The sequence below is a fragment of the Plantactinospora sp. CA-290183 genome (genome assembly GCF_050936375.1).
GTDB lineage: Bacteria > Actinomycetota > Actinomycetes > Mycobacteriales > Micromonosporaceae > Plantactinospora.
This window is the reverse complement of sequence record NZ_JBNJMX010000005.1, coordinates 152,613-174,785: the sequence shown is the minus strand read 5'-3', so window position 1 is coordinate 174,785 and position 22,173 is coordinate 152,613. Positions and strand designations below refer to the sequence as shown.

Genomic DNA, 22,173 nt, shown 5'->3' with positions numbered 1-22,173 from the left:
AGGAGGCTGCTGCCATGGATGCCACAAGACCATCCGTCTGGGCCGCGTATGTCCTGCGGGTACTCGCTGCGCTGCGCCGCGATGACCGGGGCGAAGTTGTACCGACCGCAATCATCTATGCGATCGGTGCGGTGATCGCGGTCGCACTGTTGACCGCCGCGTCGGACTACGTGCTCGGATGGGTCGGGCTGTGGCCGGACGCCGCAGCCCCGGCCGCGCCTGCACCGTGACGGACACCCGAGTCAGGCGCCTGGGTCGGCGGTCACGCTGGCCCAGGCGCCTGACCGGCGACCAGGGCTCGTCCAACATCGAGATGGCGATCTTGTTCCCGGTCTTCGTGATGCTGATCCTCCTCGGCGTACAAGTGGGGCTGATCTTCTACGGAAGAACGGTGGCTCTGGCCGCCGCCCAGCGGGGGGCCGCCGCCGAGGCGGCCTACGGCGCCCCCGACGGGGCCGGCCAAACGCAAGCCAGCGCGTACCTGACCCGCATGGGTGACGTACTCAACGACTGGGAGATAACGGTCACGCCCCTCGCTGAGGGAGCGTCCGAGGCCACCGCAGTGCGCGTCACGGTCACCGGCAGCACCCTCGGCTGGCTGGGCATGCGGCACCACGTCAGCCAGACCGCCTACAGCCCCATCGAGCAATTCACCACGGAAGACGACTCGTGAGACGGAAAGCAGACAGACAACGAGGCTCAGTCACCATGGAGCTGGCCATCTTGGCACCCAGCCTGCTGCTGGTCGCCGCCTTCGCCATGCTCGTCGGCCGGGTCTCCCTAGCAACCGCCGCGCTTGACGCGGCGACCTACTCCGCGGCGCGGGCCGCGTCGCTCGCCCGCGACGCGGCCACGGCGCAAAACCGCGCGGAATCCTCGATCCACACCACGCTCGACGCCCAGGACATTCACTGCCTCAACCTGCTCGTTACGGTCGACACCACACAGTTCGCCCGCGACGTTGGCGAACCAGCCAGCGTGACAGTCACTGTCGAATGCCGCGTCGACCTGTCCGCCGGCGCGATGCCGGGCATGCCGACCTCGCGGTGGATCAACGCGATCTATAGCTCCCCCCTCGATCTCTTCCGAAGCAGAACCGGATGAACCAACGCATCTCTGCCAGCCCGAGCCACCGCGACGCCGGCCGGATCGGACTGTTCTACGCCATCTTCCTGCCCGGCCTGATCGCCATGATCGGCCTGGCCGGAGACGGGGCTGGATACGTCCGCACCACGCATCGGGCGAACAACATCGCCGCCGAGGCCGCGCGGGCGGGCGGCCAGGCGATCCGGCTTCCCGAAGCCATCAACGGCGAGACGAAGGTAGTCGACACGGCCAAAGCCATCGACGCCGTCGCGGACTACCTCAACACCGCCGGCATCACCGACTGGCACGCAACCGTCGACGCCGACGGCCAACAGCTCACCGTCACCGTCACCGTGCGGTATGACCCGCTCCTGGTCGACGTTGTTCCCGGCGTCACCACGATCCCCGCAAACGCAACAGTCACCGCAACCTTGTTGGTGGGATGATCCATGGCTAATCCGGCACCTAAGAACAGTCCGCTCGCGCGCAGCTCGCGCGTCGTCGGTTTCGCCACCCGCCTCGCCGCTCAGCTGAGCATTTTGACCACCCTCGGGGGAATCCCCTACGCCCTCTACACCCTGGCCGGAAATCCGCTGCCGGACCAGCAGCTACCCACATGGTCCCAACTCGGCGAGCTGCTCACCGCCCGCGACGACGGCAGCTTGTTCATGGCCGCCGTTACCTGGGTAGGCTGGATCGGCTGGGCATCTTTCGCACTACCGCTCCTCGTGGAGATCACCTGCCACGTCTTCCGGTGGCGGCCTCCCCGGATCCTTGGCCTCGCGTGGCAGCAACGCCGCGCAGCCGCGCTCGTCGCCGCAGCCCTGTCCGTCGGGGCAGCGCCGGCCGTAGCCAGTGCTAACGCGGTCACGATGCCGGCCGCGCCCTCAGGCATAGCCGCCGTGCACGCCTCCACACCGGCGCCTACCACTCACCTTGCGTCCCTCAACACAACACTGCCGCTCACTCTCAGCAGTGAGAAGACCGCAGCGACGAAGGCGCCGGTCTACGAAGTCGCACGCGGCGACTGGCTCTACCACATCGCCGAGCGATTTCTTAGCGACGGAGACCGCTACGTCGACATCGCCAAGCTCAACCCAGCGCTTGAAGAGGCGGATCCTCGGTTTCCGGACCACATAGTCGCCGGGCAGGTGCTGAACCTTCCCGCCGACGCCGACGACCGCGGCGCCCGACACCACGCCACCGGCAAGCTCCGCACGCCTACCAAACCGCCAACGACCCAAGACAGCACTCGCGCCACCCCGCAGCACGCACCCGCACAGGTCACACCTGTGGAGCCGACGCCAGCAACGGCGACGCCGGCTCCGTCGACAGGAGCCACCACCTCACCGACAACCGAGGCATCCGCCCCGTCCTCACCGACGCCCGTCGAATCGTCAACACCTGCCCCAGCGCACACCCCAGGAGGCGAGGACCACGAACCGGTTGTCAAACCGGACGATGGTGACCTCGACGCCGCACTGCCCATCACCGCAGCACTCGCGACCGCCGGCCTCCTCGCCGCGCTCCTACTGTTGCGCCTCGCGCAACGCCGACGCCGCCAACGCCAGCACCGCCGGCCCGGTCGCCGAATCCCCACGCCAAACCCGAGCATCGAACGGCGAGTCCGTGCCGCCGCGCAACCGGTCGACGTCAACCGGCTCGACCACGCCCTCCGCGCGTTGGCCGCCGGCCTACGTGATCACGATCCCGATGACGTGCCCGACCTCGCCGCTGCCTGGCTCTCCGCCGGCGAGGTTCACCTCATGCTCGCCCAGGCCAATGCCGGCGCGCCTCCGCCCTTCCAGGCCGACAGCACCGCGATGGACTGGATGCTGCCTGCCCACGCCACCCTCCCCGACGTCGACGACACCCTGGCACCGCTGCCGGTCCTAGCCACCGTGGCGTCCCGACCCGGCGGTGACCACCTACTCATCGATCTCGAACGCACGGGCCTGCTCACCGTCAGGGGCGATGCCACACGGACCGCTGACCTGATCCGCTACATCGCAGCCGAAGTGGCTACCAACCAATGGAGCGATGACGCCGAAGTGGTGCTCGCGGGCTTCGACCCCGTCGACGCCGACAACCTCATCACTATCGGCGGCAACCGTGTCACCGCGGCAATCTCAACAACCAACGCGATCGAGCGCGCCCGACGCCGCGCCGCAGCCAATGCCAAGGCCATGACCGACACCGGCATCACGTCCACCTTCGCTGGGCGGGTCAGAGACGTTGTTGCCGACGCCTGGATGCCACACGTCCTCCTCATCGCCGACGCCACCGACGCCGAAGAACATCTGACCGCCCTCGCGGACGAACTCCGCCTGGCTGGCCGATGCGCAGTCGCTGTCGTCGCCGTCACTGGAACCGCGACGACCTGGCACGTCGATGTCAACGAAGACGGCGGTCTGGCTGTCGACTGGCTCAACATCAGCAACACCGCCGCGACCCGGCTGCCCCGCGAGCAACTCGCCCGCCTGGCGCCCGTCATGCGCGCTGCCCGTGCCGCCGCACCAACCGAGGAGCAACCCGGCGACGAGCCGGTGCCCGTCGCGACCGATGCAGACTCCTGGGCCGATGGCGCCGACGCACACGGGCACCTGCTCAACGCCGACAGCACCCCAGATCACGCCCAGGGCGGGAACCCAGAAGACACCGACCACGCCGTACACGACGACCGGGCCAACGCGCACCGAGCTACGGACCAACACGCGCAAGAAAGGCGACCGGCCGTGCCCGAACCCCGCAGCACCCCGGCGCCCACTCAACCAGGCACGACCGTGGTGCAACCAGTCGACATCGCAGCCCTCACGCCGATCGCCAACGGAGCGACCGCCCGCACCGCACCCGCAGCCTCAAGCCGTCCCCGCGAACCCCATGACCCAACCCTCGATGAGGATCTCGACGCCTGGTATCGACCGGATCCGCATCGGCCGCGTATCGCCATCCTCGGCCCAGTCGAAGTCCACGCGCCTGGAGAGATGCCCGACGAGCGCATCCGCTTCTACGGCGAACTGGTCGTCTACCTCATGCAGCGGGGCCGAGCCGGGGCTACCGGCGAGCAAATCGACGAAGCGCTCTGGCCAGACCGAGGCGTCAACGCACGAAGTCGTCGCGTCGCCATCAGCAAGGCACGCCGCTGGCTCGGGGAAAGCGCCGAGGGCATCCACTGGCTGCCTCCCAACGCCGGGGCAGACCGGCTCTACCGCCTCACACCCGGCGTGCTCCTTGACTGGCAATTGTTCCGCCGTCTCCGTGCCCGCGGTGAAGCCAGGGGAGTAGCAGGCACAGTCGACCTGCGTCGCGCACTCGAACTCGTCCGAGGCGAGCCCTTAGCTGGTGCCGAGTTGCCTTACTCGTCCGGCTACCGCAACCCGTACACCTGGCTCCCTGGAAGCGACGTCCAACCGCACAACCTCGCCTCCGCCGTGGTCGATACCGCGCACCAACTCGTGGACCTCTACCTCGCCGCAGGAGACACCAGCGGCGCACGGTGGGCCGTCGATCGTGCCTGGCTCGCGGATCCCGCCCGTCTCGATGACCATCCCTGGGTAGACGCCATGCGGGTGGCGCGCGCTGACGGCCGCTCCGCCGAACTCCGCGCGCTCCTCGACGACCTCGTACGTACCCGCGAAGCTGAAGTCCCGGAGGACCTCTCACCGGACACCTATGGGGCCATCCATGAACTGGTCGGAGACCTCCTCCGGGTCGGCTAGCGAGTTCCTGGTCCGGCTCCTGCCGTTCGCCTGGTCGGGATGCCGGCGCCCCCGGTGAAGACCCTCAGGCAATCTCCAGGTCGCACCAACACGGTTCCCAGTGACCCCGCCAAGGGATACCCTCGAACCGCGGGCGCTTGCTGCCGCCCGGACAGCCTGGTCGATAAGCCAGGCTTCTCTATTTGGAGAGGAGGCGGCAGGTGGCAGTGTCGGCGTCATCTACAAGAGACTCAGTGCCGGTCAATCACCCGGGTCCGGGCGACGCGGTGGGATATGACGCTGCGGCGGTCCGGACCGTCGGTGATCTCGTGAGGGTTCTCGCTGGCGTAGATTCCGACACTCCGGTGTCGTTGGATCCTGTCGTGAGGGGAGCCGTCGGCCTTTCCTTCGAGAGCCATCCCCACGTCGTTATTGTCCAGGCGACTTCGCCTCCGACCCTCCGGATATCAGAACTGAAGCAGGCTGTGTCAGCGCTTGAATTGGGAGCGCGGTTGGTATCGGAGCGGGGCGCGCCGGTTCCGTGTGAGGCATCGCCTTGTGATCCTATCGATCGAATGGTTGAAGCCACCGACGCCGGCGATGTAGGCGAGGGCCTGCGCGCCGCCGCTGACGCGCTATCTGATGTGGCACGTCACCTGCTCTCCGAGGCGGCCGCTTGGCTTCCGCCTCAAAGTGCCAGTGGTGGTGTGCTTCGTGGTATCGGCGCTGCACTCAACGGCATCTCTGCAGAAATGCGATCAACTCTAGCGCCGGCGGTGTCTGCTGAGATGGCGGCGGCGGAGATTACCGAGGCGTAAAGTCGCCGCCAAAATCGGGTTGTCGGTTCGGTGCAGGAGCGAACGCATCGGCGTAGCGATGCCGCGCACAGGTTGAGCCTTCGGGCAACAGCGGGACCCCGTTCGGGGTCAGAGGCCGCGTATTCGTCGCCAGGCGTTGGTCACATCGAGCCCCGGTCCTCACAGCGACACGCTGACACGCAGTGCGCTATGTCGCCGCCAACCCAATCGTGGCCGCCGCCGCGAACACCATGAACGGTCCGTGCGGGATAGCGTCCCTACAGTACGCGCGCTTGAGCGCTAGCAGCGCAACAGCGGTGATCCCGGTGAGCATCAGGGCGAGCGCGGTCGCGAACAGCACAGCAGGCCACCCGGTCCAGCCGACGGTGAGACCCAGGCTGAAAGCCAGCTTCGCATCGCCGATACCGATCCCGCCTGCCGTTAGTAGGGCCGCAGACAGGTAGAGGAAGGCCGCCCCGAAACCAGAGGCCAACGCCTCCGTCAACCGGCCGGCGTCGTGGGTGATGACCGTCTGTGCCGTAAGGGCAGCTCCCGCGCCGACGGCCAGCAGCGCGGTCAACCGGTCCGGCAGACGATGAACCGCGAGATCGACGACCCCGAGGACAATGCCGACCGCAGCCATCCACCAGTACGCGAGTAGCGGCAGCACGTCATCGATCCTGAGCGTGAGTGTGCTGAGCGAGATCGCGGCGACCAACTCGACCGAACCTCCCGGAGGCCCAAGCTCCAGCCCACACCAACGGCATCTCCCAGCCGGTAGCGCTAGGTAATCCGGCAACAGCGACCTGCGGCGGAAAAGCGGCCGGGAACAGCGGGCGCAGTCGGCCCGTCTCGGGGGTCCGACGGGCACGGAACTTCGGAAAGCCTCCAGTCGCAATACCGGCCCGACTGCCACACCCAACCCAGCGGCGAGCGCAGCATCCGCAGGGTTCATTCCCGTCCCGACCCCAGGCCACGGTCGCTTACGCTTCGCGTCGTAGAAGTGTTCCGGCGGTCAGGGGCGGCGTCTCGACGTGTTGTGTGCTCACCCTGCCCCCGGAACGACAACGCATGGCACAATGCTTGAAGTGCCTCCAATCGATGTCGTCCGCTCTCGGTGAGCGCGAGGACCCTGTGCCCGTCCACAACGGAATCCGACGCGCTTCCGCTCTTCGTCAGCCGGTGGATGGTCCGCGTGATCTCGCCGTCGCCGACACGGTTGCCCGTCCACTCGCCGATCGCGCGGGCCAGCTCGCCGTAGCGCATTGGTCGATGACCAAGGCATACGAGCGCCCCGATTACATGCTGATATTGCAGCAGTTCCCGGATCTGTAATAGATCGTCGAATCTCACACCGACTCCATGCGTGGAACGCGCTGCGACGCGAGGAAAGGGGTAGGGCTCAGACTGGTGGTGTCCGGTCATCGGCTGGTCCTATCGGTCTGTCATTGTGGAGCTTGTCGGACAGGTGTTCCTGCTGTCTGCCTCCGCTCGACGAGACGGCTCGGCTGATCAGCTCCCGCCCGGTCAGGCAGGCGACTACCGCACTGCCGAACACGAGTACCAGCAGTGCGAAGGCGGCTAACGCGTACAGGGCCGGTTTAAGTCTCCACCCGAACCCAGGACCGCAAGTGTCCGAATGTGTCGGGTCGTGTGGGGGTTCCCTCTCGGCGAACTCGGTTGTGTTCGAGCTGCTTGGCGCAAGCTCGGGGATAGGGCGCGCCGAGGCAGTCGACCATCCTTCGAGCGGGGGCCGCGCGCCCCCATGCATGTTCGGATCGGCGGGCACCACGCGGTGATCGATGGATGCGGTTTGGTGCGCCTCCGCAGCATCGGCCCTGAGGGCGCCACATCGGCTACCCGAAACATGTGGCCAGACGGATGACGCTACCAATCCGGCCGTGAACAGTCCGCATGCTGCGGCGGCCCCTAACTGACGGATCCAATTCATTGTTCAAGACCCTCGTTTGGTCATTGCTGCTCCGGGTCGTAAGCTTCGAATCGTTGCTAGATAGCGTGTCCGGTGTTCGTGCGGATGCGTAGCTTCTGAGCCCCCGGTGATCGGATTCGCCTAGGCCAGTAGGTAATCCAGTGTCTGTTGGGCGACGTCGATCAGTGCGCGAGCGATGTCCCCGTACATGGGTAGCGTCTGCTGCTGGCTCGGTGCCCAAACAAGCCTGATGTAGGCGTTGCCGTCGTAGGTGACGAGAACCGGGCCAAGGTCTTCCTCGACGTACGCGTATGCGGCGGTGCCAAGGCCGGATACCGGGCTAACGACGGTGTCCTCGGGCACCGTACGGCGGAGCCACTGGAACATGTCCTCGGCGCTACCGTCTTTGATCAGGGTGATCTCGGCCATTGCCACGCCACGGCTGTCGCCCTCGCCGAGCGCCGTGCTGCACGTCATCGTAACGATCGCGCCCGACGCCGTGCGCTTTTCTTGCGGGTCGTTGTCTGGTCGACCGACGTGCGTTGCGATTGGCCCCCACCCGACTGCCGTGCAGGGGCGGCTAACGGGTTCGTAACTGCCGCCTGTCGGCTTCGGAGACACGGATATCCCGATCTGTCCGGGGATCGGCGGCGCCTCGGTGGATGGCGGCAGCGAGTGTTCCGTCGGGGATCCGTTCGGCCAGTAGATGACTGCCGTAGTGATCACGGATGTGCCAGCGATGGCGACCACAACGGCGAGGATGGCCATGGGGATCCGTCGCCGCGATTTGATCGGCGGCCGTAGGGCCATACGGCCATCGTGTGAGACCGAATCCATTTCGTTGGCCGGGATGGGACGCATCATAGTGGTATCCTTCATCTACTTTCCGGTGCAGGGGAAGCGATCACTCGCCGTTGGTGCCTCCGGCCGATGACGGGTCTGTGGACCCCTCACTTGGCAGCTGCCAGCCGCCGAGCGCCCAGTTGAGGTCCATACTCATAGCCCGAACGAGGTTGTGGAGACCGACGAGGTTTGCCCGGTCTTCTTGGCTACGCCGTGCTCTCCTGATGGAGACCCGAAGGGTGACGGCGGCGGCCTCAATGCGGGCAAGCGTGGCAACGTACTGGTTGTGGGGATGCCGTTCGGTGGGGGACTGGCCCACGCGAGCCGGGGTAGGGTTAGACATTGACGTCGCTCCAATCCGGGATCAGGTGCCAGATGTTGCCACGGAAATCCCGGCACGGTGTTAAGGCGGGGAGAGTTTATGGGCGGGTGACGGTAGCGGGATCCGGATCTGAGTGGCCGGTTTAGCTGGGCGGCCCGGATCGGGGACCCTGGTTGTGGTATCGCCCTTATCGAGGGAGCGGATGGGCATCGGCTGGCGACTGCGGCAGCAAGGCCCACGACCTGCTCAAGCCTCTAGTGCCGACGTGTTCGCCACCTGGGCGCTTCTTTGTGTGCGCGCCACCCCTCGAACGGATGGACATCTGGTCACGATTTCGGCCGCCAGATTGACCACTGCCCGGCGAGCTGCCGCGCCGAGGTGCCGTACGTCAATCGGTTCGGGCCTTGCCAGTACGGGATCCCAGGGCACGGTGATGACACCATGCACGGCATCGGTGGCTTGTTGCTGGGCGAGCCGTAGCTCTCGCGGGTTGTGTGGCCGGCCGGCGACCAGGGTGAGGATGACCTGATCGGCTAACGGGCTGGAGACCTGTCGGAGCTGTGTCAGCAGGCGGAGTGTGTGTTGAACGCTTTCCCGCGTCGCCCGAGACACGAGGACGGGAATCGTGCAACCCGCCAACGGTGACCAGATACCTCGGACTTCGACTTGCGGGAGATCGAGGAGAGCGATCGAGTAGACCTGGCGGATCCGCTCAACCAAGGCATACGTCTCATGCAGCATCGGGGCACGTCGCCCACCCCCGGCCACCGCATCCTCCGCCGCCAGTGCGTGTAGACCAGTCGGCCCCTGCTGCACGTGCCCCTCAATAGACCCTCTGTCGATGAGGGAGTCCGCGTTGGCCACCGCATCCCAAACGCTGCGCGGCGTTCCGGCCGAGACCCGGATCCCGAGTCCGCCCCAGGTACGACCGGTGGCGTCGATGGCTATCACAGGATCGGGACAAGCGAGCGCCAAGACCCCGCCGACAGCAGCGGTAATAGCCGACCGACCAACGCCACCGTCGGCGGACCCGACGCCGACCACGGCGCATGGCGGGCTCAGCCACGCTGAACGCAACCACAGAACATCGGCGCCATCGGATCGGAAGCGTCGTGGCACCGGTGGCAACGGCAACCCCTCATCGTCGCGGCTTGTCTGGTCACCCGGACTGGCGTTTCCGACCGAACCGCACACTTCAAGGGGCGGCCGGAATTCGTCGGACTCGTCAGCGCTTTCGGCCATATCAGCCACCTCCGGAAGTCGTCATGCCGCTGCCGCATCAGGCGAGGTATGAGCCGTGCCGGGTGCCGGGAGCGGACACCCGACACGGCTGCGATTCCCGCACGCACGGTCCCCCCTCACAGAGGTCACTCTCGACCCCATCGTGCGTCTCGCAGGTTTCACCCTTCGCAATCTGCCCTACCCCGTGTGCCGGCGGCTAGATGACGCCGGGTGACTAGGTGTGCCGGCATGTGCCGCATTGTGCCGCGTCGTGCTTACCGTTTGCCCTGGTAGGAGCGCCGAAGCTCCATTGCGAGTAACACGGCGGCACATGACGAAGTTCGCCTTTCCCGCTACGTTCCTGGAACGAAGGCGGCCCAAGTCGAGTCGATGCAGCCCACCGGTTGCCGTCTTATGCGGCAGACGCCAATCGCCCTCAACAAACACATTGAACGGAGGCGCATGATGCAGTTGCGGCCTTTCACCGGCACCTACCTCATCGACCCGGCCCTCGTCTGGCGCGAGCTGTTGAACGCTCCGCAGGACGCGCACTTCGCCGACGATCTCGGGCTGTGGTTGATCAGCCGGCACGAGCACGTTCGCCGGGCATTCGCAGACGCGGCGACGTTCGGCAACGCGCTCACGCTGGCGCCGGTCTACCAGATGTGCCCGGAGGCGCTGGCCGTCGTGATGCGCCTCGACGTTCCGCCGACCACGGCCGCGGCCGACTCCCCGGTGCACACTCGCACCCGCCGGGCGCTGCGGGCCACCTTCGCCAACACCGGTCCCCGGGTCGCCGACCAGTACGGCCCGATCGTGCGTCGCCGGGTGGACGAACTGGTGGCCGGGATAGCCGCCCGGCGCGGTGCGGTCGTCGACCTGGTCGGCGAGTTCGCCGCGCTGCTTCCGCTGCTGGTGGTGGTGGACATTCTCGGCGTGCCGGAACGGGACGTCCCGCGCATCCGAAGCTGGGCCGACGGCCAGATAGGGCTGATCTGGGGCCGGCCTGAGCCGGCCGAGCAGGTACGGCTAGCCCAGGGGCTGCTTGACTTCTGGCGCTACTGCCAGGGACTGGTCGCCCGGCGGATGACCGAGGGCGCGGCCGGCGATGACTTCGTCAGCCGGGCGCTGCGCCACCGCGGCGGCGACGACGCCGTGCTGACCCCGGCCGAGATCGCGAGCATGGCGTTCAACCTGTTGGTGGCCGGCCACGAGACCACCGCCGGGTTGTTGGCGCACGGCTTGGACCAGGCGCTGTCGGTGCCGGGGCGCTGGTCGGATCTCGCCGCCCGGCCCGAGGCGGTGCCGGCCTTCCTGGAAGAGGTGCTGCGGTTCGCGCCGGCGATCGACGGCTGGCTGCGGGTCACCCTCCGGCCGCTGACGATCGGCGGGGTCACCATCCCGGCCGGCGCCCGGTGCCTGCTGCTGATCGGGGCGGCCAACCGGGACCCGGCCGCCTTCGCCGATCCAGACCGATTCGACCCGACGCGTGCCGGGGGCCGGGGCCACCTCTCCTTCGGGTACGGGCCACATTTCTGCATCGGCGCGACCCTGGCCCACCTGGAGGCCCGGATCGCCCTGGTGCGCCTCGCCGAGGCGATGCCCGAGCTGCGGCTCGCCTCCGGCCACCAATCGCGGTTCAAGCCCAATCTCGCCTTCCGGGCGCACCGAACGCTCCTTGTCACCCAACCGCGCTCAAGCCAGCGCACCTGATCCCCGTCGAAGGACGGACCAACCGACTGCGGAGGGGGATGGTCGATACAGGCCCACACATCTGAAGACCACGAGAAGGAACAGGAATCGCATGTAAGGGGGGAAACAACATGCGCAGAAGGATCCTCGCCAGCGCAGCCGCGCTCCTCATCACACTCAGCGGCGTTCTCATTGCTACCGGCACTCCAGCTCAGGCTGCCAGCGCCGAATGCACCGCCCCGCTGTTTACCGTGGGAACCCGTGGCTGCACCACCGGCGCCATCTCAGCCCACCCCACGAGTCGCCACATCGACGTCACCTACTGGGGCTGCCGTGACACGCGCTGGCGCGTGTGGGACACCGGCACCGGACGGACCATCGGCAGCGGGAGAACACCATCGGGGGGGTACATGACCAGACGGATCGGCGGCCTTTACGGCAACTACAAGGCGCAGATCTCGATGGCCTGCTACCAAGATCGGATCAGGATCGACAACGCCTGACATCCGAATCCGCGGGGAGCCAACGTGGACGGCACCCGCGCGGCGGCGGAGTCGGAGTCCTTGACTTCTGATTCGACATCTATCCTTTAACAACAAAACCTGGCGGACGCGTCTTCCCGAGGAAGAGGAAGACGCGTCCGCCAACGCATGGCAGTTGCCTGGTAACACAGTCAACTCTGATGGTTTCGAGCCCATCGGTGCGGTAGCCCAAGTTACACGCCTTCGCGCCGCTGTTCGACAAGGTCGCACAGCTTTTGGGTACCGGCTCGGTGGCAGGCTGACCGGTTGTACTTGGACGTCGAGGAGGGTAGAAGGCCCCGTCCGCTGTCCCTGCCGTTCGAGCGTTGCCCCGTCCGTACGTTGGGTGGGGTGCTGCCTATTGTTCGGACCGCCGTCTCGGCGCGGGTGGGAAACCTGGCTTGCCGCGGTGACCGCAACAGTTCTTGGCGGAACCGTAGCGAGGCCAGTTCACCGCTGCGCTACTTCGCCCTGGATGGCACCGACCGAGAGGTGATTCAAGAAGGTTCAACGGAGGGCTACAGCTGTTCGTCCCGCAGGACGTCGAGGTCCCAAAACCGCGGGCCGTCGGTGCATAGAGGGACGAACGCTTGATGTGTGGCCTGCGTTTGAGGCAGGTTGGAGTTGATGGCGGCGTCCTCGGCGGAGTCGAACTCAAGGATTTCCATGTAGTGGGTGGGATCGTGGCGGTCGCGGCACACTCGGGTGCGGCGGGCTGTGCGAATTCCCGCTGTTGCGTTGATCCAGTCGGTGAGCACCTGGTCGACATCGTCGGGGCGATTGGTGCGGTAATCGATGATCTGGATGAAGGCCACGAGCTTCCTCTCGCTGCTGGTACCTCGGGGTTATCGGGATACGGGTCGCAGTTCGCGCAGGTAGTCCCGTACGAGAGGTGAGTCGTGTAGTTCCGCCACCTGTAGCAGGTGGCCAACTTCGTCGTCGAGGTCGTCACCGGTTGGGCCGGCAAGGTTGTGGACCTGTGCCTGGGGCTGCTCTCCGCTGTCCTTGGCGGCCGTTGCCGCCGTTAGCCAGCAGGCCATGACCGCGGCCTGTGCCTGCGACCCGGTCAGGCCGCTGGCCCGCACGTGCCGTTGGGCCACCTCCAGGGCTCGCTCGGTGGCGTAGCTGCGCAGTACCAGTAGGGCGTCCCGGATTTCGACGACGCGGCGGTAGAGCCCGAATCTTGCTCGTCCGGGCATGGCCACACCCGTCGACGCCGGGCTGAACACGACGTCGGGTACGGCGGTGACGAGGTCATGCCACAGCGGTTCGAGCCGGCGCATGGCGGTGCGGTAGGTCAAACGGCGGTGTAGGGATACCAGCAGCGGGGGTGCTGCGGCGATTACGAAGGACAGGCCCGTTACGGCGTCGATGGGTGCGATGGGGTCGAGCCACGCCGTGTTATTGGTTAGCAGCCAGCCGAGGTTAAGTGCCCACGGGATACATAGCAGCAGCATGCCTACGCCCAGTGCGACCAGGCTGATTCGCATCGCGCCGTGGGCCCGCCGGGCGGCATACGCGCACAGTGGCAGGGCGGCCAGGTGCGCGAGGGTGTGAAAGATCGACAGGAGATGCCAGTAGCCCAGTGGCACCTCCGGGGGGACGTCCACCGTCGGGGCGGCCGGGTCCGCGCGGACGTATATGGCGATCATCGTGGCGGCCACCATGGCGCCTGATGCAACGGCCAGCAGGCGGTAGCGTGGCCGTTTGGTCATCGCTGTGAGCAGGTACAGCACCCCGACGGCCTCGACCACGCTGACTAGATGAACGCCGATGAAGACCACGTGTCCGTTGACCGTGTCGTAGAGCGGGGCCTGGGTTTCGGGACGATAGAGTGTGATCTCTGCGGCAACGAGGGCGATGACCACCCACAGGACTCGCCGCTGCCGATTACGTACTGCGGGCGCGATCAGCAGCAGGGTGGCCACCCACAGGCAGATGAAACCGGCCTCCTTGACGAAGGTCATAATGCGTGGACTCCTTTAGTTCGACCTCGGTAGCCAAATGCGCTCTCCAGACTGGCCAAGAGGTCGCTTGAGTGCGATGGAGTTGAGCGGTTGCCAATTTCCTCCAGCAGGAGGGTGGCCGTCATCTCGGCCTCTTGCTCTTCGCGTGTGGAGTAGCGCGTTCGAGAGGAAAACCGCTTGATGATGTCCGAGTCGAGTGGGCTGGTAGGGGCGTGCAAGACGGCATTGTCTAGGAGTAGTCGGTCATTGTGGTTGAACAGGATATGACTCATCTCATGCAATATGATGGCGAGCCTATGGAGCCCGCTGGTTTGGCCGTCGTAGAAGATGTGGTCATCGCGGTTGGTAGCGAGCCACATGCCACTGGGGAGCCCCGGAGCGGTCGGCTGAGGAAGGGCGTGAAGGTTCAGAGGTCGTCCGCGGTGTTCTGCCAGGGCGAGCCGAAGCGCTTCCAGGTTGAACGGCCGGGGGAGTGGGATGCGCTCGATCATTCGTTCGCATCGCCGCCGCAGGTGGGCCTTGCTTCTCACGACTCCTCCTCTGCCGCATCGTTGTCAGGCGTCGGGAGCCCCTCAGCCAGCCGCGCTGTGTTGATCGCCTGCAGAATGAACCGCTGCCCCGCCTCGGACAGGGCGGCGGCCCGCATTGCGATCCGGGTGACCCCATGCCGTCGCAGCTGCACGAGGAGTTCGAGCTGCTCGTCAATGCTTCGTACCTCGTCGTCGCCCGAAAGCAGGTAGCTGACCGGGACCCCGAAGAAGTCAGCAAGTGCGTGCAGCACGTTGATGGTTGGGTTGTCTCGGATGCCGGTGCGCAGCATCTGAATGTATTGCGGGCTACGGTCGATGCCGTACCGTTCGCGCAGTGCGGTCGAGACGGCCTGCAGACTGTAGAGGCGGCCATCGACGTCAGTAACCGTGCTGAAAAGGCGGTCCAGTCGGCGCGCGATGATGTTGTCGCGGCCCTCGTTGGCGACCACACCACTCCTCGGTCTGCTCTTGGCGCGTCGCGGCCGGGGTTGATCAATTGGCGCCACGACGGGCTCAGTTGATTGCAGTACGCCCAGCATCAACTACCGTCGCCGTGACGGTCAAGAGTGTTGGAGCGACGGATCGTGATCGCGTCCGTGGCGACGGCAAGATCGCTACGAGAGCCGGGTAGTGGCCGGGGATCCACGACGGGCGCATCCGCAATCGTATTGATCACAGATGGTGCGTAAAGGAGGGATCGCTCCCGGGTTACTTGATCAAATGGTGGCCTCAGTCTTAAGTCAACGTAGTCGGATCCAGACAAAACGACGGAAACGCCCAGTCGGTGGAGACTGCCGCGAAAGGGGGTGCCGGGGGCGGCGTCGGAGCGTAGAGTTGCGCAAGGTCTGGTCTGGTTTAACTGGCAGTTGAGACGCGGGGGATCTTGCGCATCTGATAGACAGCCTGTCTGGCTGGCCGGGCAGGCCGTCCTGGGGAGGACCGCCGATGAACTACCCGACACGTCGACGCTGCCCACGGCAGCGCCTGTGGGGGCTCAGTCTGCAATGGACCCGCCTGCGGCGCCAGGACGGGCAGGTTGTTGCACCCCCTGGTCGGTGGGTTACGGTGCGCGCTGTCGCTTCTCGCGAGGAATCAGTCGTCCAACCGCTTCAGTCAGAAGACGCGGTACTGCCTCACCGGGTCCTGTTTCCGACTCTCGATCCGGCCATGGTCGACAGGGTTTTGGGCTTGGGGGGTGATGACGATAGCGACAACGCCCGACGGCGCCAGGCATAGACGCTTGCGGGTGGGCTTCCGCGCGTCGCGAACGAGTCTGCCTTCCACGCCTCGCCCTAAACGAGGGTGGACGTACTCGACGCCCGCGGAGCGATCGACGTCCCCTGTAGCCCGGCAAGGGCTCCGTGGAGCGGATCGCCAAGGACTCCGGCGCACCCGACGCCTGGACCGGTCTCGCGCCAGCGCCGACGAGGCAGACCGGGCCGCGGGCGGCCGGTCGACGCAGGGTCTACGGTCGTCTGCTGCCTGCACCGGGAGGAGATGAGGCGCTGTGAGGACCGGTCGCGGAGCGTTCGACGGCGATCAGGTGGTCAACAATGCCTGCGACCAGCTCCAGGGAGGCAGGCGAGAGACGTCCGATAGCACAGACGATCTCGTTAACCTTCGGATCCTTGAGTGCCTGTTGAACCTCGTTCAGCTCCTTGATCTGCGCCAACCGCTCAAGATCGCTGGTGACCTGCTGTGCGGTTTGGTCATCGAAGAAGTACCCAGGCGGCACACCGAAGTGGCGGGCAAGCCCGTCCATGACCTTCATGGACGGGTTGTCGCGTTGCCCCGTTCGCAGCATGTGTACGTATCGGCTCGAAATCGTCCTTGCATCATCAGCGGAGGCAAGCGCAGCCGCTACCTCAGCCTCCGTGTAGGGACCCCGCCCTGCGGGCACCACGCTCGCGAAGAGCCGGTTCAGTCTGTCGGCAAAGGTTTCCTGCCCGGTGGTCGCCACGGCGGCCCTCCCTCTCGCTCTGAACTATTGTTCCATCGCAACTACGGTCCGAACAATAGTTGACAACACAGCGTGATCTTGCTTCACTCGAAGTGAGAGTGATTCACGTAGATTCACGTAAGCGAGGTGCCAACCCTGTGCGGGGCCGACAGAGTCGGCGCACTGGTGGGCGCTCATCTGCCGGCGCGCGGGGGGCGTGCGGCCGGCCTATCTTGCTGAAGATCCTTTGTCTCTGTCGGGAGAGAAATGTGGCTAGGACGCGGGCGGCATGGCCAACCACGTCGAGTCCCTGGTGCGCCGACGAAGGAAGGCGACGCGACACCCTAGCCAACCTGGTCAGTCTGAACCTCGGACCAATGGTGTACTACTGCTCCGATTGGACACGCGAGTCCGGTAGCCGTCATTCATTCCTCAGAGCGCCAGCGCCTTGGGGACGCTCCAAGTTCGCCGACCGCTGGCGGCCAGGCGTGCCAGCGCGGCGATCTCCCGTTGGCAGAGAATCGGTCGACCGCGAGGCGAGTTCCTCGGCGATCCCGACCGTTGCAATCACGTCATCGCCCGCTGACGGCACTGGGGGTGCGCTTCCAGGACGGTCCGGGAACCTATTGGTCTTCTTCTGAGGGGCGGCTAGACCGGGGGTGTGTTCATGACTTCATTCTCGACAGGGGGCAGATCCATGACGCCGGGCGCAGTAATTCGGCGAGCCCGGATGCAGCGTGGGCGTGGGTGGACTCAGTATCGGCTCGCGCACGAGATGGCGCGCGTCGCCAACGCGTACGGGCTGGATTCTCCCAGCCTTGGATGCCTTCGATCCATGATTTCCAGGTGGGAGAATGGTCATCGAAAGCCAGACGAGGTGAACAGGCGACTCTTATGTGAGGCGTTGGGAATTCCTCTGGAGCACCTTATGATGCCGATCGATGAAGACATCCCATGGCCTCCCGTGAGGGTGGAGTAGCAGCTAGCGCGGCGGTGGCCGCCGCTATGCTGACCCGAAATGGCTGTTGAGGGCAAAAGCGAGTGCTGCGGCGTAAGCATGGAGAGCGCTAGGCAGGGCGGCGTCAATCTCTACGGCTCCTGCCGGGCGACGCCACATGCTCTCGCCCTCATAGAATGCGGCAGCATCACCTGTCACGCGCGATAGCGCGCCCATGACCGCCTCGCGGGCGGATGCTAGCTCTTCGTGGTCCTGTCCTAGGCGCACTAGCGGCACATAGACGTGCGGTTGCTTGATGACTTGCGAGGGTTCGATGGGTGTGTCCATGGGGTCCGGGGCCGGCCTGCTGGCTGCTATGGCTCCAGCAACTCGCACCGCAGACGTCGCGTACGTGGCTGCCCGTCGGGCGTAAATAAAGATCAAATGTTCTGTATAGTCCAACGCGGACAGTGCCAATTCGTGGGCAACTTCCCGCGTGTGACCCGCGCTACGACGGTCCGACTCTGCCGAATAGATCAGGCTCTGGGCCCTGTTCTCGATGAGATTTGCAGTTCGGATGGCGTCGACGACGTGGTTGCAGGCCACGCCGAGGTCGACAAGTCCGTCAATGACGACAGTTGGTAGAGCGAGGTTATCGCGTGGCGAAATTACCTCATGGGTCATTAGATCCATATGTGTCCCTAATGTTTTGCAGTGGCGGCGCGGCGAACATAACTCTGTTCGTATTCTAGGCGAGGGTCGGCTAGCCTGCGCAGGCTCCCTTCGTCTCTGGACCATCTTGTGATCGCCGAGAGCGCCGACGCCGTGGCAACCTGTGCGCGGCGATCCACACGGTCACGGCGGCTACGAACAGCGACGGTCCCCATTCCAGGACGTGATTGCCGCGCAGTATCGACCGGATGCTGAGGGCCACCACATAGGCCGCTAGGGCGGTGACGACGGCGAAGTGTCGTCGCCCCGTAGCACGGCGCCGAGGCAGCGAACTAAGGGGTTACGCCTGTTCGCGGTGATGCTCCATCGCTGGTAGCTGACGAAGGCTGCGGAGTTGGTCCTCGACCTCGGCTGCCTCCGCGTCGCCGAGTGCGGTGTAGATCTGGTGGGCCTGGGTGAGGTGGTCGATGGCCTCGGCGTGGTGGCTGGTGTGGGTGGCTAGGTCGCCGAATGCGTGCAGGGCTTGCGCTCGTCCGCGCGGTGAGCCCAGTCGGGTCATCTCGGTCAGAGCCTGGTGGAGGGTGGTGGCGCCCTGCTCGGGTTTACCGCTGTCGGCGAGGGCCCGGCCGAGTTCAATCCGGACCAAGGCCATGTTGTACCGGTCGGTGTCGCCAAGGTCGGCGAGGACCTGAGTCGCTCGGGTGAGGTGGTCGACCGCGCGCTCAGGGTGGCCGGCGTGGCGGTAGGTCTGGCCAAGGTGCCAGTGGGCCAGCCCGATGGCACGGAGCTTGCCGGCCGCAGTGGCGAGATCGAGTTCCCGGCCGAAGTGCGCCGCTGCCTCGGTGAGGCGGCGGTGAGCCAGGGCGACCAGGCCGAGGCCGGCGACCGAGCCGAGGACGACGTGACTGAGGTCGGGAAGGGCCTCGGCGAGTTGCAGGCTGCGGTCGAAGACCCGGCTGGCCTCATCGAGGTGGCCGGTGTCGTAGTGGGCGTAGCCCTGGCGACGTAGCATCGCCGCCTCGAAGGCGGGGTTGGCCAGTCGGCGGGCGCAGTCGACGGCGATCTGGTCGACGACGGCGCGATCGGTGTGGTGGCGGCGAAGATGGAAGAGCGGCCACATCGCGTCCGCAATCAGGTACACCAGGTCGGGCAGGTCGGCGGAGCAGGTCTGGCAGGCGGCGACCAGGTTGGGGCGCTCATGTTCCAACCAGTCCAACGTCCGGTCACGGTCGCCGTTGAATCCGGCAGGGTCTGGTGGCAGGTCGACGTCGGTGATCGGGGTGCGGTGCCGGTACGGGGTGAGGATTTCGTCGGCGGTGCGGGTGGCGGCCAAGTACCAGGTGAGCATGCGGCGGCGGGCCGGCGCGCGCTCCGGGTCATCCGCGGCGAGTTGGCGGGCGTGGACACCGGGCAGGTCGTCGTATTGGTAGCTGTCCGCCCCGGTCTGGGTGAGCAGGTGCGCCCGGACCAGCTCGTCCAACATGTTGGCTGTCTCCTCGCGCCGTGCGTTGAGGACGGCGGTCGCGACGGGGCCGCCGAATCGGGATCCGGGGTGGACGCCGACGACCAAGCGGTAGGCGCGGGCCGCCGTGGACGGCAGGGCCTGGTAGGCCACGTCCAGTGCTGCGGTCACGGACAGATCTCCGATCTGTAGCCGGGCGAGCCTCTGCTGCTCGGCGGTGAGGTCACTGACGAGGCCGGCGACGGGGCGGTGCGGGTGGCACAGCAGGTGGGCGGCGACGACCGTCAGCGCAAGCGGCATCCCCGCGCACAGCCGCGCCAGGTCGGCGGCAGCGGCCAGATCATGGTCCGAGCGGCGGTCAGGTATCGCCTGCCGCAGCAGCGTGTGTGCGGATGACGGGTCCAGGGGCCGCACGGTGATGATCCGGGCGCCGTCGATGAGCAGCCCGCTGATCAGCGTCCGCGCTGTCACCAGGAACACGCAGCCGGGTGTGCCGGGCAGCAGAGGACGCACCTGCTCCGAGGCGACGGCGTTGTCCACCAGGATCAGTAGGCGACGGCCGGCGGCCACCGAGCGCCACAGGGCGGTCTGCTCGGCGGGGTTGGCCGGTATCCGCTCGGCCGGCACGCCCATGGCGCGCAGCAGTTGACCGAGCGCCTCGGCTGCCGGCGCCGGGCCGGCGCTGCCCGCGTCGAGGTTCAGGTATAGCTGACCGTCGGGGAACGCGCTGGCGGTGCGGTGAGCCCACCGCACCGCCAGCGCGGTCTTACCAATCCCGCCGAGCCCGGTCAGCAACACCAGCACCGATCGCTGATCGATCTCGTCCAAGGCCTGGTCCAGGTCGGCCAGTTCACGCCCGCGGTCGACCCAGAGGTGCGGTCGCGGGGGTAACTGTCGCGGCAGCACGGTGAACAGGGCCGCGCCGTCGTGGTGAAGGTGGATGCCGCCGTGCACAGCACCGGCCTGCACGAGCGTGCCGCCGACCGTGCCGGCCGCCACGTTCCGCACCCCCGGCCCGTCGGCCGACCGGGATGTGGACCTGCCGCTCACCAGGCGTCCCGCACATCGGGAGGGGGCGGGCCGAAGCGGATGCCGCCGGTGATGTCACGGGCTTGCACCACCGGCCCGGCCACCCAGGCATGCCCCGCCACGGTGTTGACCACTCCACCGTGGGCCGAGGAGGGTTGCCCTTGGACCTGTTGCCACAGCCGCTCTGCCTCCCTCGCAAACTGCTCGTCGCCGGCGACCGCCGCCCGTACCGCGCTGACCAGCGCCGTGTCGTTTTCCTGGGATGGTGTGTCCCGGGCGGCGTCCAGGACGGCGCGCGAGGACGCGTCCAGGCCAAGCCTGTTCCGGATCAAATCCACCAGTGTGCGCAGGGCACTGCTGCCAGTCTCGGTCAGATGCGTCGCCGCACCGCCGGCCACCGCTGCCGCTATCGCCGTAAGAACCGTCTCGTCCATCACGGCCTCGCGAGTGCGGTACACAGCGGCGGGTTCTCGGGACTACCACAGAGGGTCAGAGCCACGCCGAGAGGTGCGACGAGCAGATCGGCGGTCGCTGGCAAGGTCGACCATCCTCGAAATGTTGGGCGGGAATTGGGCCTTGGGGGTGTGTGAGGTGGCGACTGGGTGCCACTTCCGCGCCGCGCAGCTGATGGCATCGAGCGATTCCTGTGTTGTAAGCGCGACATGCTGAATCCGTTCGAAGGTTTTTGTGAACTGGTCGATATGCGCTGGTTTGCTGGATAGGAACCATCTGCCCTCGCGTCTTTGCCAATGAAGCGCCGGCGGTTCAGGTTCTGGCAGCTCTAGTAGGGCGTACGGGGGTGCTTCACCGTCGTTGACGTCTTCGGGAAGGATTTGAAGTTGTACGTGAGGTAGAGCTGCGATGCTGAGCAGATGGCGCAACTGTCGCGCCATCGCGTCGGGTGTGCCGACCTGCCGATACAGTGCGCGTTCCCCAATCACCAGGTTCAACGAGGGCGGGTTGTTCCTCACCAGGATTTGTGTATGCCGTTGCTGCGCCTGCTGCAGCCCAAGTTGGATATGCGGTTGAGTGGCGATACCGCTGAGGGTGGCGCGGTGATAGTCTCTCGTCCGCAACGGCTCCGGAATCAGATTGGGTGCGTAGCGACGTTGCTGTAGTGCTGCGTCTTCGAGTCCGAGATACGTACAGTATTCCCGGGTTAACACAGAGGATGGGTATTCATTCCACCAGTCCTGAACGTTCGCTGCTCTCTTCGCAAGCTCGCGGAGTTCGGTGGTCTGCGCTTCGTCTGCTCTGTATCGGCGACACAGGGCGGCAATGGTCTCCGGGGTGATCCTCGCGACGCCGGCCTCGTGGCTGCCTAACCACTTGCCCGACCAGTTGACAGTCCGAGCCGCAGCGGCGCGGCGCAAGCCCCGTTGCAGCCTGAGTTCCTCCAGGCACCGGCCTAGAAAGCGCCGGGCCAAGGTAGGGCTGGGCGGCTCGTAGCGGCCTAACAACGACAAGCGCGACTCGGGTGGTGGATTGTTGGGCATCTCGCAACTTCCCAAAGGTAATACGTGCAGT

General features: G+C 66.2%; 20 protein-coding genes. 9 read left to right on the top strand and 11 right to left on the bottom strand.

Annotation, left to right across the window (positions count from 1 at the left end; translation table 11 throughout):
* Positions 1 to 14: 14 nt before the first annotated feature.
* The 6 genes from ACQEUR_RS12960 to ACQEUR_RS12935 all read left to right on the top strand — a co-directional run bounded on the left by ACQEUR_RS12960 (position 15) and on the right by ACQEUR_RS12935 (position 5,602).
* Positions 15 to 230, top strand: a complete 216-nt coding sequence (locus ACQEUR_RS12960; RefSeq protein WP_433030039.1) for a hypothetical protein — start codon at positions 15 to 17, stop codon at positions 228 to 230.
* Complete coding sequence (locus ACQEUR_RS12955; RefSeq protein ID WP_433029848.1) at positions 179 to 673, top strand: TadE family protein; 495 nt, start codon at positions 179 to 181, stop codon at positions 671 to 673. Before ACQEUR_RS12960 ends, ACQEUR_RS12955 begins: the two co-directional genes overlap by 52 nt.
* Before the next feature lie 35 nt (positions 674 to 708).
* Complete coding sequence (locus ACQEUR_RS12950; RefSeq protein WP_433029846.1) at positions 709 to 1,104, top strand: TadE family protein; 396 nt, start codon at positions 709 to 711, stop codon at positions 1,102 to 1,104.
* Positions 1,101 to 1,532, top strand: coding sequence for a pilus assembly protein TadG-related protein (locus tag ACQEUR_RS12945; RefSeq protein WP_433029844.1), 432 nt, complete (start codon positions 1,101 to 1,103; stop codon positions 1,530 to 1,532). Before ACQEUR_RS12950 ends, ACQEUR_RS12945 begins: the two co-directional genes overlap by 4 nt.
* A gap of 3 nt (positions 1,533 to 1,535) precedes the next feature.
* Positions 1,536 to 4,805: a peptidoglycan-binding protein gene (locus tag ACQEUR_RS12940; protein WP_433029842.1), complete on the top strand. Its 3,270-nt coding sequence runs from the start codon at positions 1,536 to 1,538 to the stop codon at positions 4,803 to 4,805.
* Between the two features lie 554 nt (positions 4,806 to 5,359).
* Complete coding sequence (locus tag ACQEUR_RS12935; RefSeq protein WP_433029840.1) at positions 5,360 to 5,602, top strand: hypothetical protein; 243 nt, start codon at positions 5,360 to 5,362, stop codon at positions 5,600 to 5,602.
* A 187-nt stretch (positions 5,603 to 5,789) separates the two neighbouring features.
* On the opposite strand, the gene ACQEUR_RS12930 is transcribed toward ACQEUR_RS12935, so the two are convergent.
* From ACQEUR_RS12930 to ACQEUR_RS12920, 3 genes are all read right to left on the bottom strand, one after another.
* Complete coding sequence (locus ACQEUR_RS12930) at positions 5,790 to 6,299, bottom strand: prepilin peptidase (protein ID WP_433029838.1); 510 nt, start codon at positions 6,297 to 6,299, stop codon at positions 5,790 to 5,792.
* Positions 6,300 to 7,652: 1,353 nt separating this feature from the next.
* On the bottom strand, positions 7,653 to 8,375 hold the full coding sequence (locus ACQEUR_RS12925) for a hypothetical protein (protein WP_433029836.1): 723 nt from the start codon (positions 8,373 to 8,375) through the stop codon (positions 7,653 to 7,655).
* A gap of 547 nt (positions 8,376 to 8,922) precedes the next feature.
* Positions 8,923 to 9,918 carry a MinD/ParA family ATP-binding protein gene (locus tag ACQEUR_RS12920; protein ID WP_433029834.1) on the bottom strand — a complete coding sequence of 332 codons (996 nt, stop codon included), beginning with the start codon at positions 9,916 to 9,918 and terminating at the stop codon, positions 8,923 to 8,925.
* 444 nt (positions 9,919 to 10,362) lie between these two features.
* Here ACQEUR_RS12920 and ACQEUR_RS12915 point away from each other — a divergent pair, with 444 nt between their 5' ends.
* Entirely contained in the window at positions 10,363 to 11,610 is a 1,248-nt protein-coding gene (locus ACQEUR_RS12915) for a cytochrome P450 (protein WP_433029832.1), read from the top strand.
* Between the two features lie 110 nt (positions 11,611 to 11,720).
* Positions 11,721 to 12,092, top strand: coding sequence for a hypothetical protein (locus tag ACQEUR_RS12910; protein ID WP_433029830.1), 372 nt, complete (start codon positions 11,721 to 11,723; stop codon positions 12,090 to 12,092).
* Between the two features lie 536 nt (positions 12,093 to 12,628).
* Here the strand turns inward: ACQEUR_RS12910 and ACQEUR_RS12905 are convergent.
* The 5 genes from ACQEUR_RS12905 to ACQEUR_RS12885 all read right to left on the bottom strand — a co-directional run bounded on the left by ACQEUR_RS12905 (position 12,629) and on the right by ACQEUR_RS12885 (position 16,567).
* Positions 12,629 to 12,925, bottom strand: a complete 297-nt coding sequence (locus ACQEUR_RS12905; RefSeq protein ID WP_433029828.1) for a hypothetical protein — start codon at positions 12,923 to 12,925, stop codon at positions 12,629 to 12,631.
* Positions 12,926 to 12,955: 30 nt separating this feature from the next.
* Complete coding sequence (locus ACQEUR_RS12900; protein WP_433029826.1) at positions 12,956 to 14,077, bottom strand: MAB_1171c family putative transporter; 1,122 nt, start codon at positions 14,075 to 14,077, stop codon at positions 12,956 to 12,958.
* Entirely contained in the window at positions 14,074 to 14,607 is a 534-nt protein-coding gene (locus ACQEUR_RS12895) for a hypothetical protein (RefSeq protein ID WP_433029824.1), read from the bottom strand. Before ACQEUR_RS12895 ends, ACQEUR_RS12900 begins: the two co-directional genes overlap by 4 nt.
* Positions 14,604 to 15,056: a helix-turn-helix domain-containing protein gene (locus ACQEUR_RS12890; protein ID WP_433029822.1), complete on the bottom strand. Its 453-nt coding sequence runs from the start codon at positions 15,054 to 15,056 to the stop codon at positions 14,604 to 14,606. The genes ACQEUR_RS12895 and ACQEUR_RS12890 overlap by 4 nt, the downstream gene beginning before the upstream one ends.
* A gap of 1,016 nt (positions 15,057 to 16,072) precedes the next feature.
* Entirely contained in the window at positions 16,073 to 16,567 is a 495-nt protein-coding gene (locus ACQEUR_RS12885) for a hypothetical protein (RefSeq protein WP_433029820.1), read from the bottom strand.
* Positions 16,568 to 17,213: 646 nt separating this feature from the next.
* Between ACQEUR_RS12885 and ACQEUR_RS12880 the strand changes: the two genes are divergently transcribed.
* Positions 17,214 to 17,525 (top strand): helix-turn-helix domain-containing protein, encoded by a 312-nt coding sequence (locus ACQEUR_RS12880; RefSeq protein WP_433029818.1) that lies wholly within the window; start codon positions 17,214 to 17,216, stop codon positions 17,523 to 17,525.
* Between the two features lie 970 nt (positions 17,526 to 18,495).
* Here ACQEUR_RS12880 and ACQEUR_RS12875 read toward each other — a convergent pair.
* From ACQEUR_RS12875 to ACQEUR_RS12865, 3 genes are read right to left on the bottom strand one after another with little or no spacing between them, the layout of a single operon-like run.
* Positions 18,496 to 20,667: an NB-ARC domain-containing protein gene (locus ACQEUR_RS12875; RefSeq protein ID WP_433029816.1), complete on the bottom strand. Its 2,172-nt coding sequence runs from the start codon at positions 20,665 to 20,667 to the stop codon at positions 18,496 to 18,498.
* On the bottom strand, positions 20,664 to 21,080 hold the full coding sequence (locus ACQEUR_RS12870) for a hypothetical protein (protein ID WP_433029814.1): 417 nt from the start codon (positions 21,078 to 21,080) through the stop codon (positions 20,664 to 20,666). The genes ACQEUR_RS12875 and ACQEUR_RS12870 overlap by 4 nt, the downstream gene beginning before the upstream one ends.
* 42 nt (positions 21,081 to 21,122) lie before the next feature.
* A complete protein-coding gene (locus ACQEUR_RS12865) occupies positions 21,123 to 22,142 on the bottom strand; it encodes a helix-turn-helix domain-containing protein (RefSeq protein WP_433029812.1) in 1,020 nt (339 codons plus the stop codon).
* Between the last annotated feature and the right edge of the window lie 31 nt (positions 22,143 to 22,173).

Coding starts and splice junctions, on each gene's coding strand:
- ACQEUR_RS12865 (WP_433029812.1), bottom strand. CDS start 22,142: ATGCCCAACAATCCACCACCCGAGTCGCGCTTGTCGTTGTTAGGCCGC.
- ACQEUR_RS12920 (WP_433029834.1), bottom strand. CDS start 9,918: ATGGCCGAAAGCGCTGACGAGTCCGACGAATTCCGGCCGCCCCTTGAA.
- ACQEUR_RS12960 (WP_433030039.1), top strand. CDS start 15: ATGGATGCCACAAGACCATCCGTCTGGGCCGCGTATGTCCTGCGGGTA.
- ACQEUR_RS12925 (WP_433029836.1), bottom strand. CDS start 8,375: ATGATGCGTCCCATCCCGGCCAACGAAATGGATTCGGTCTCACACGAT.
- ACQEUR_RS12880 (WP_433029818.1), top strand. CDS start 17,214: ATGACTTCATTCTCGACAGGGGGCAGATCCATGACGCCGGGCGCAGTA.
- ACQEUR_RS12900 (WP_433029826.1), bottom strand. CDS start 14,077: ATGACCTTCGTCAAGGAGGCCGGTTTCATCTGCCTGTGGGTGGCCACC.
- ACQEUR_RS12950 (WP_433029846.1), top strand. CDS start 709: ATGGAGCTGGCCATCTTGGCACCCAGCCTGCTGCTGGTCGCCGCCTTC.
- ACQEUR_RS12910 (WP_433029830.1), top strand. CDS start 11,721: ATGCGCAGAAGGATCCTCGCCAGCGCAGCCGCGCTCCTCATCACACTC.
- ACQEUR_RS12870 (WP_433029814.1), bottom strand. CDS start 21,080: ATGGACGAGACGGTTCTTACGGCGATAGCGGCAGCGGTGGCCGGCGGT.
- ACQEUR_RS12955 (WP_433029848.1), top strand. CDS start 179: ATGGGTCGGGCTGTGGCCGGACGCCGCAGCCCCGGCCGCGCCTGCACC.
- ACQEUR_RS12940 (WP_433029842.1), top strand. CDS start 1,536: ATGGCTAATCCGGCACCTAAGAACAGTCCGCTCGCGCGCAGCTCGCGC.
- ACQEUR_RS12945 (WP_433029844.1), top strand. CDS start 1,101: ATGAACCAACGCATCTCTGCCAGCCCGAGCCACCGCGACGCCGGCCGG.
- ACQEUR_RS12935 (WP_433029840.1), top strand. CDS start 5,360: ATGGTTGAAGCCACCGACGCCGGCGATGTAGGCGAGGGCCTGCGCGCC.
- ACQEUR_RS12915 (WP_433029832.1), top strand. CDS start 10,363: ATGCAGTTGCGGCCTTTCACCGGCACCTACCTCATCGACCCGGCCCTC.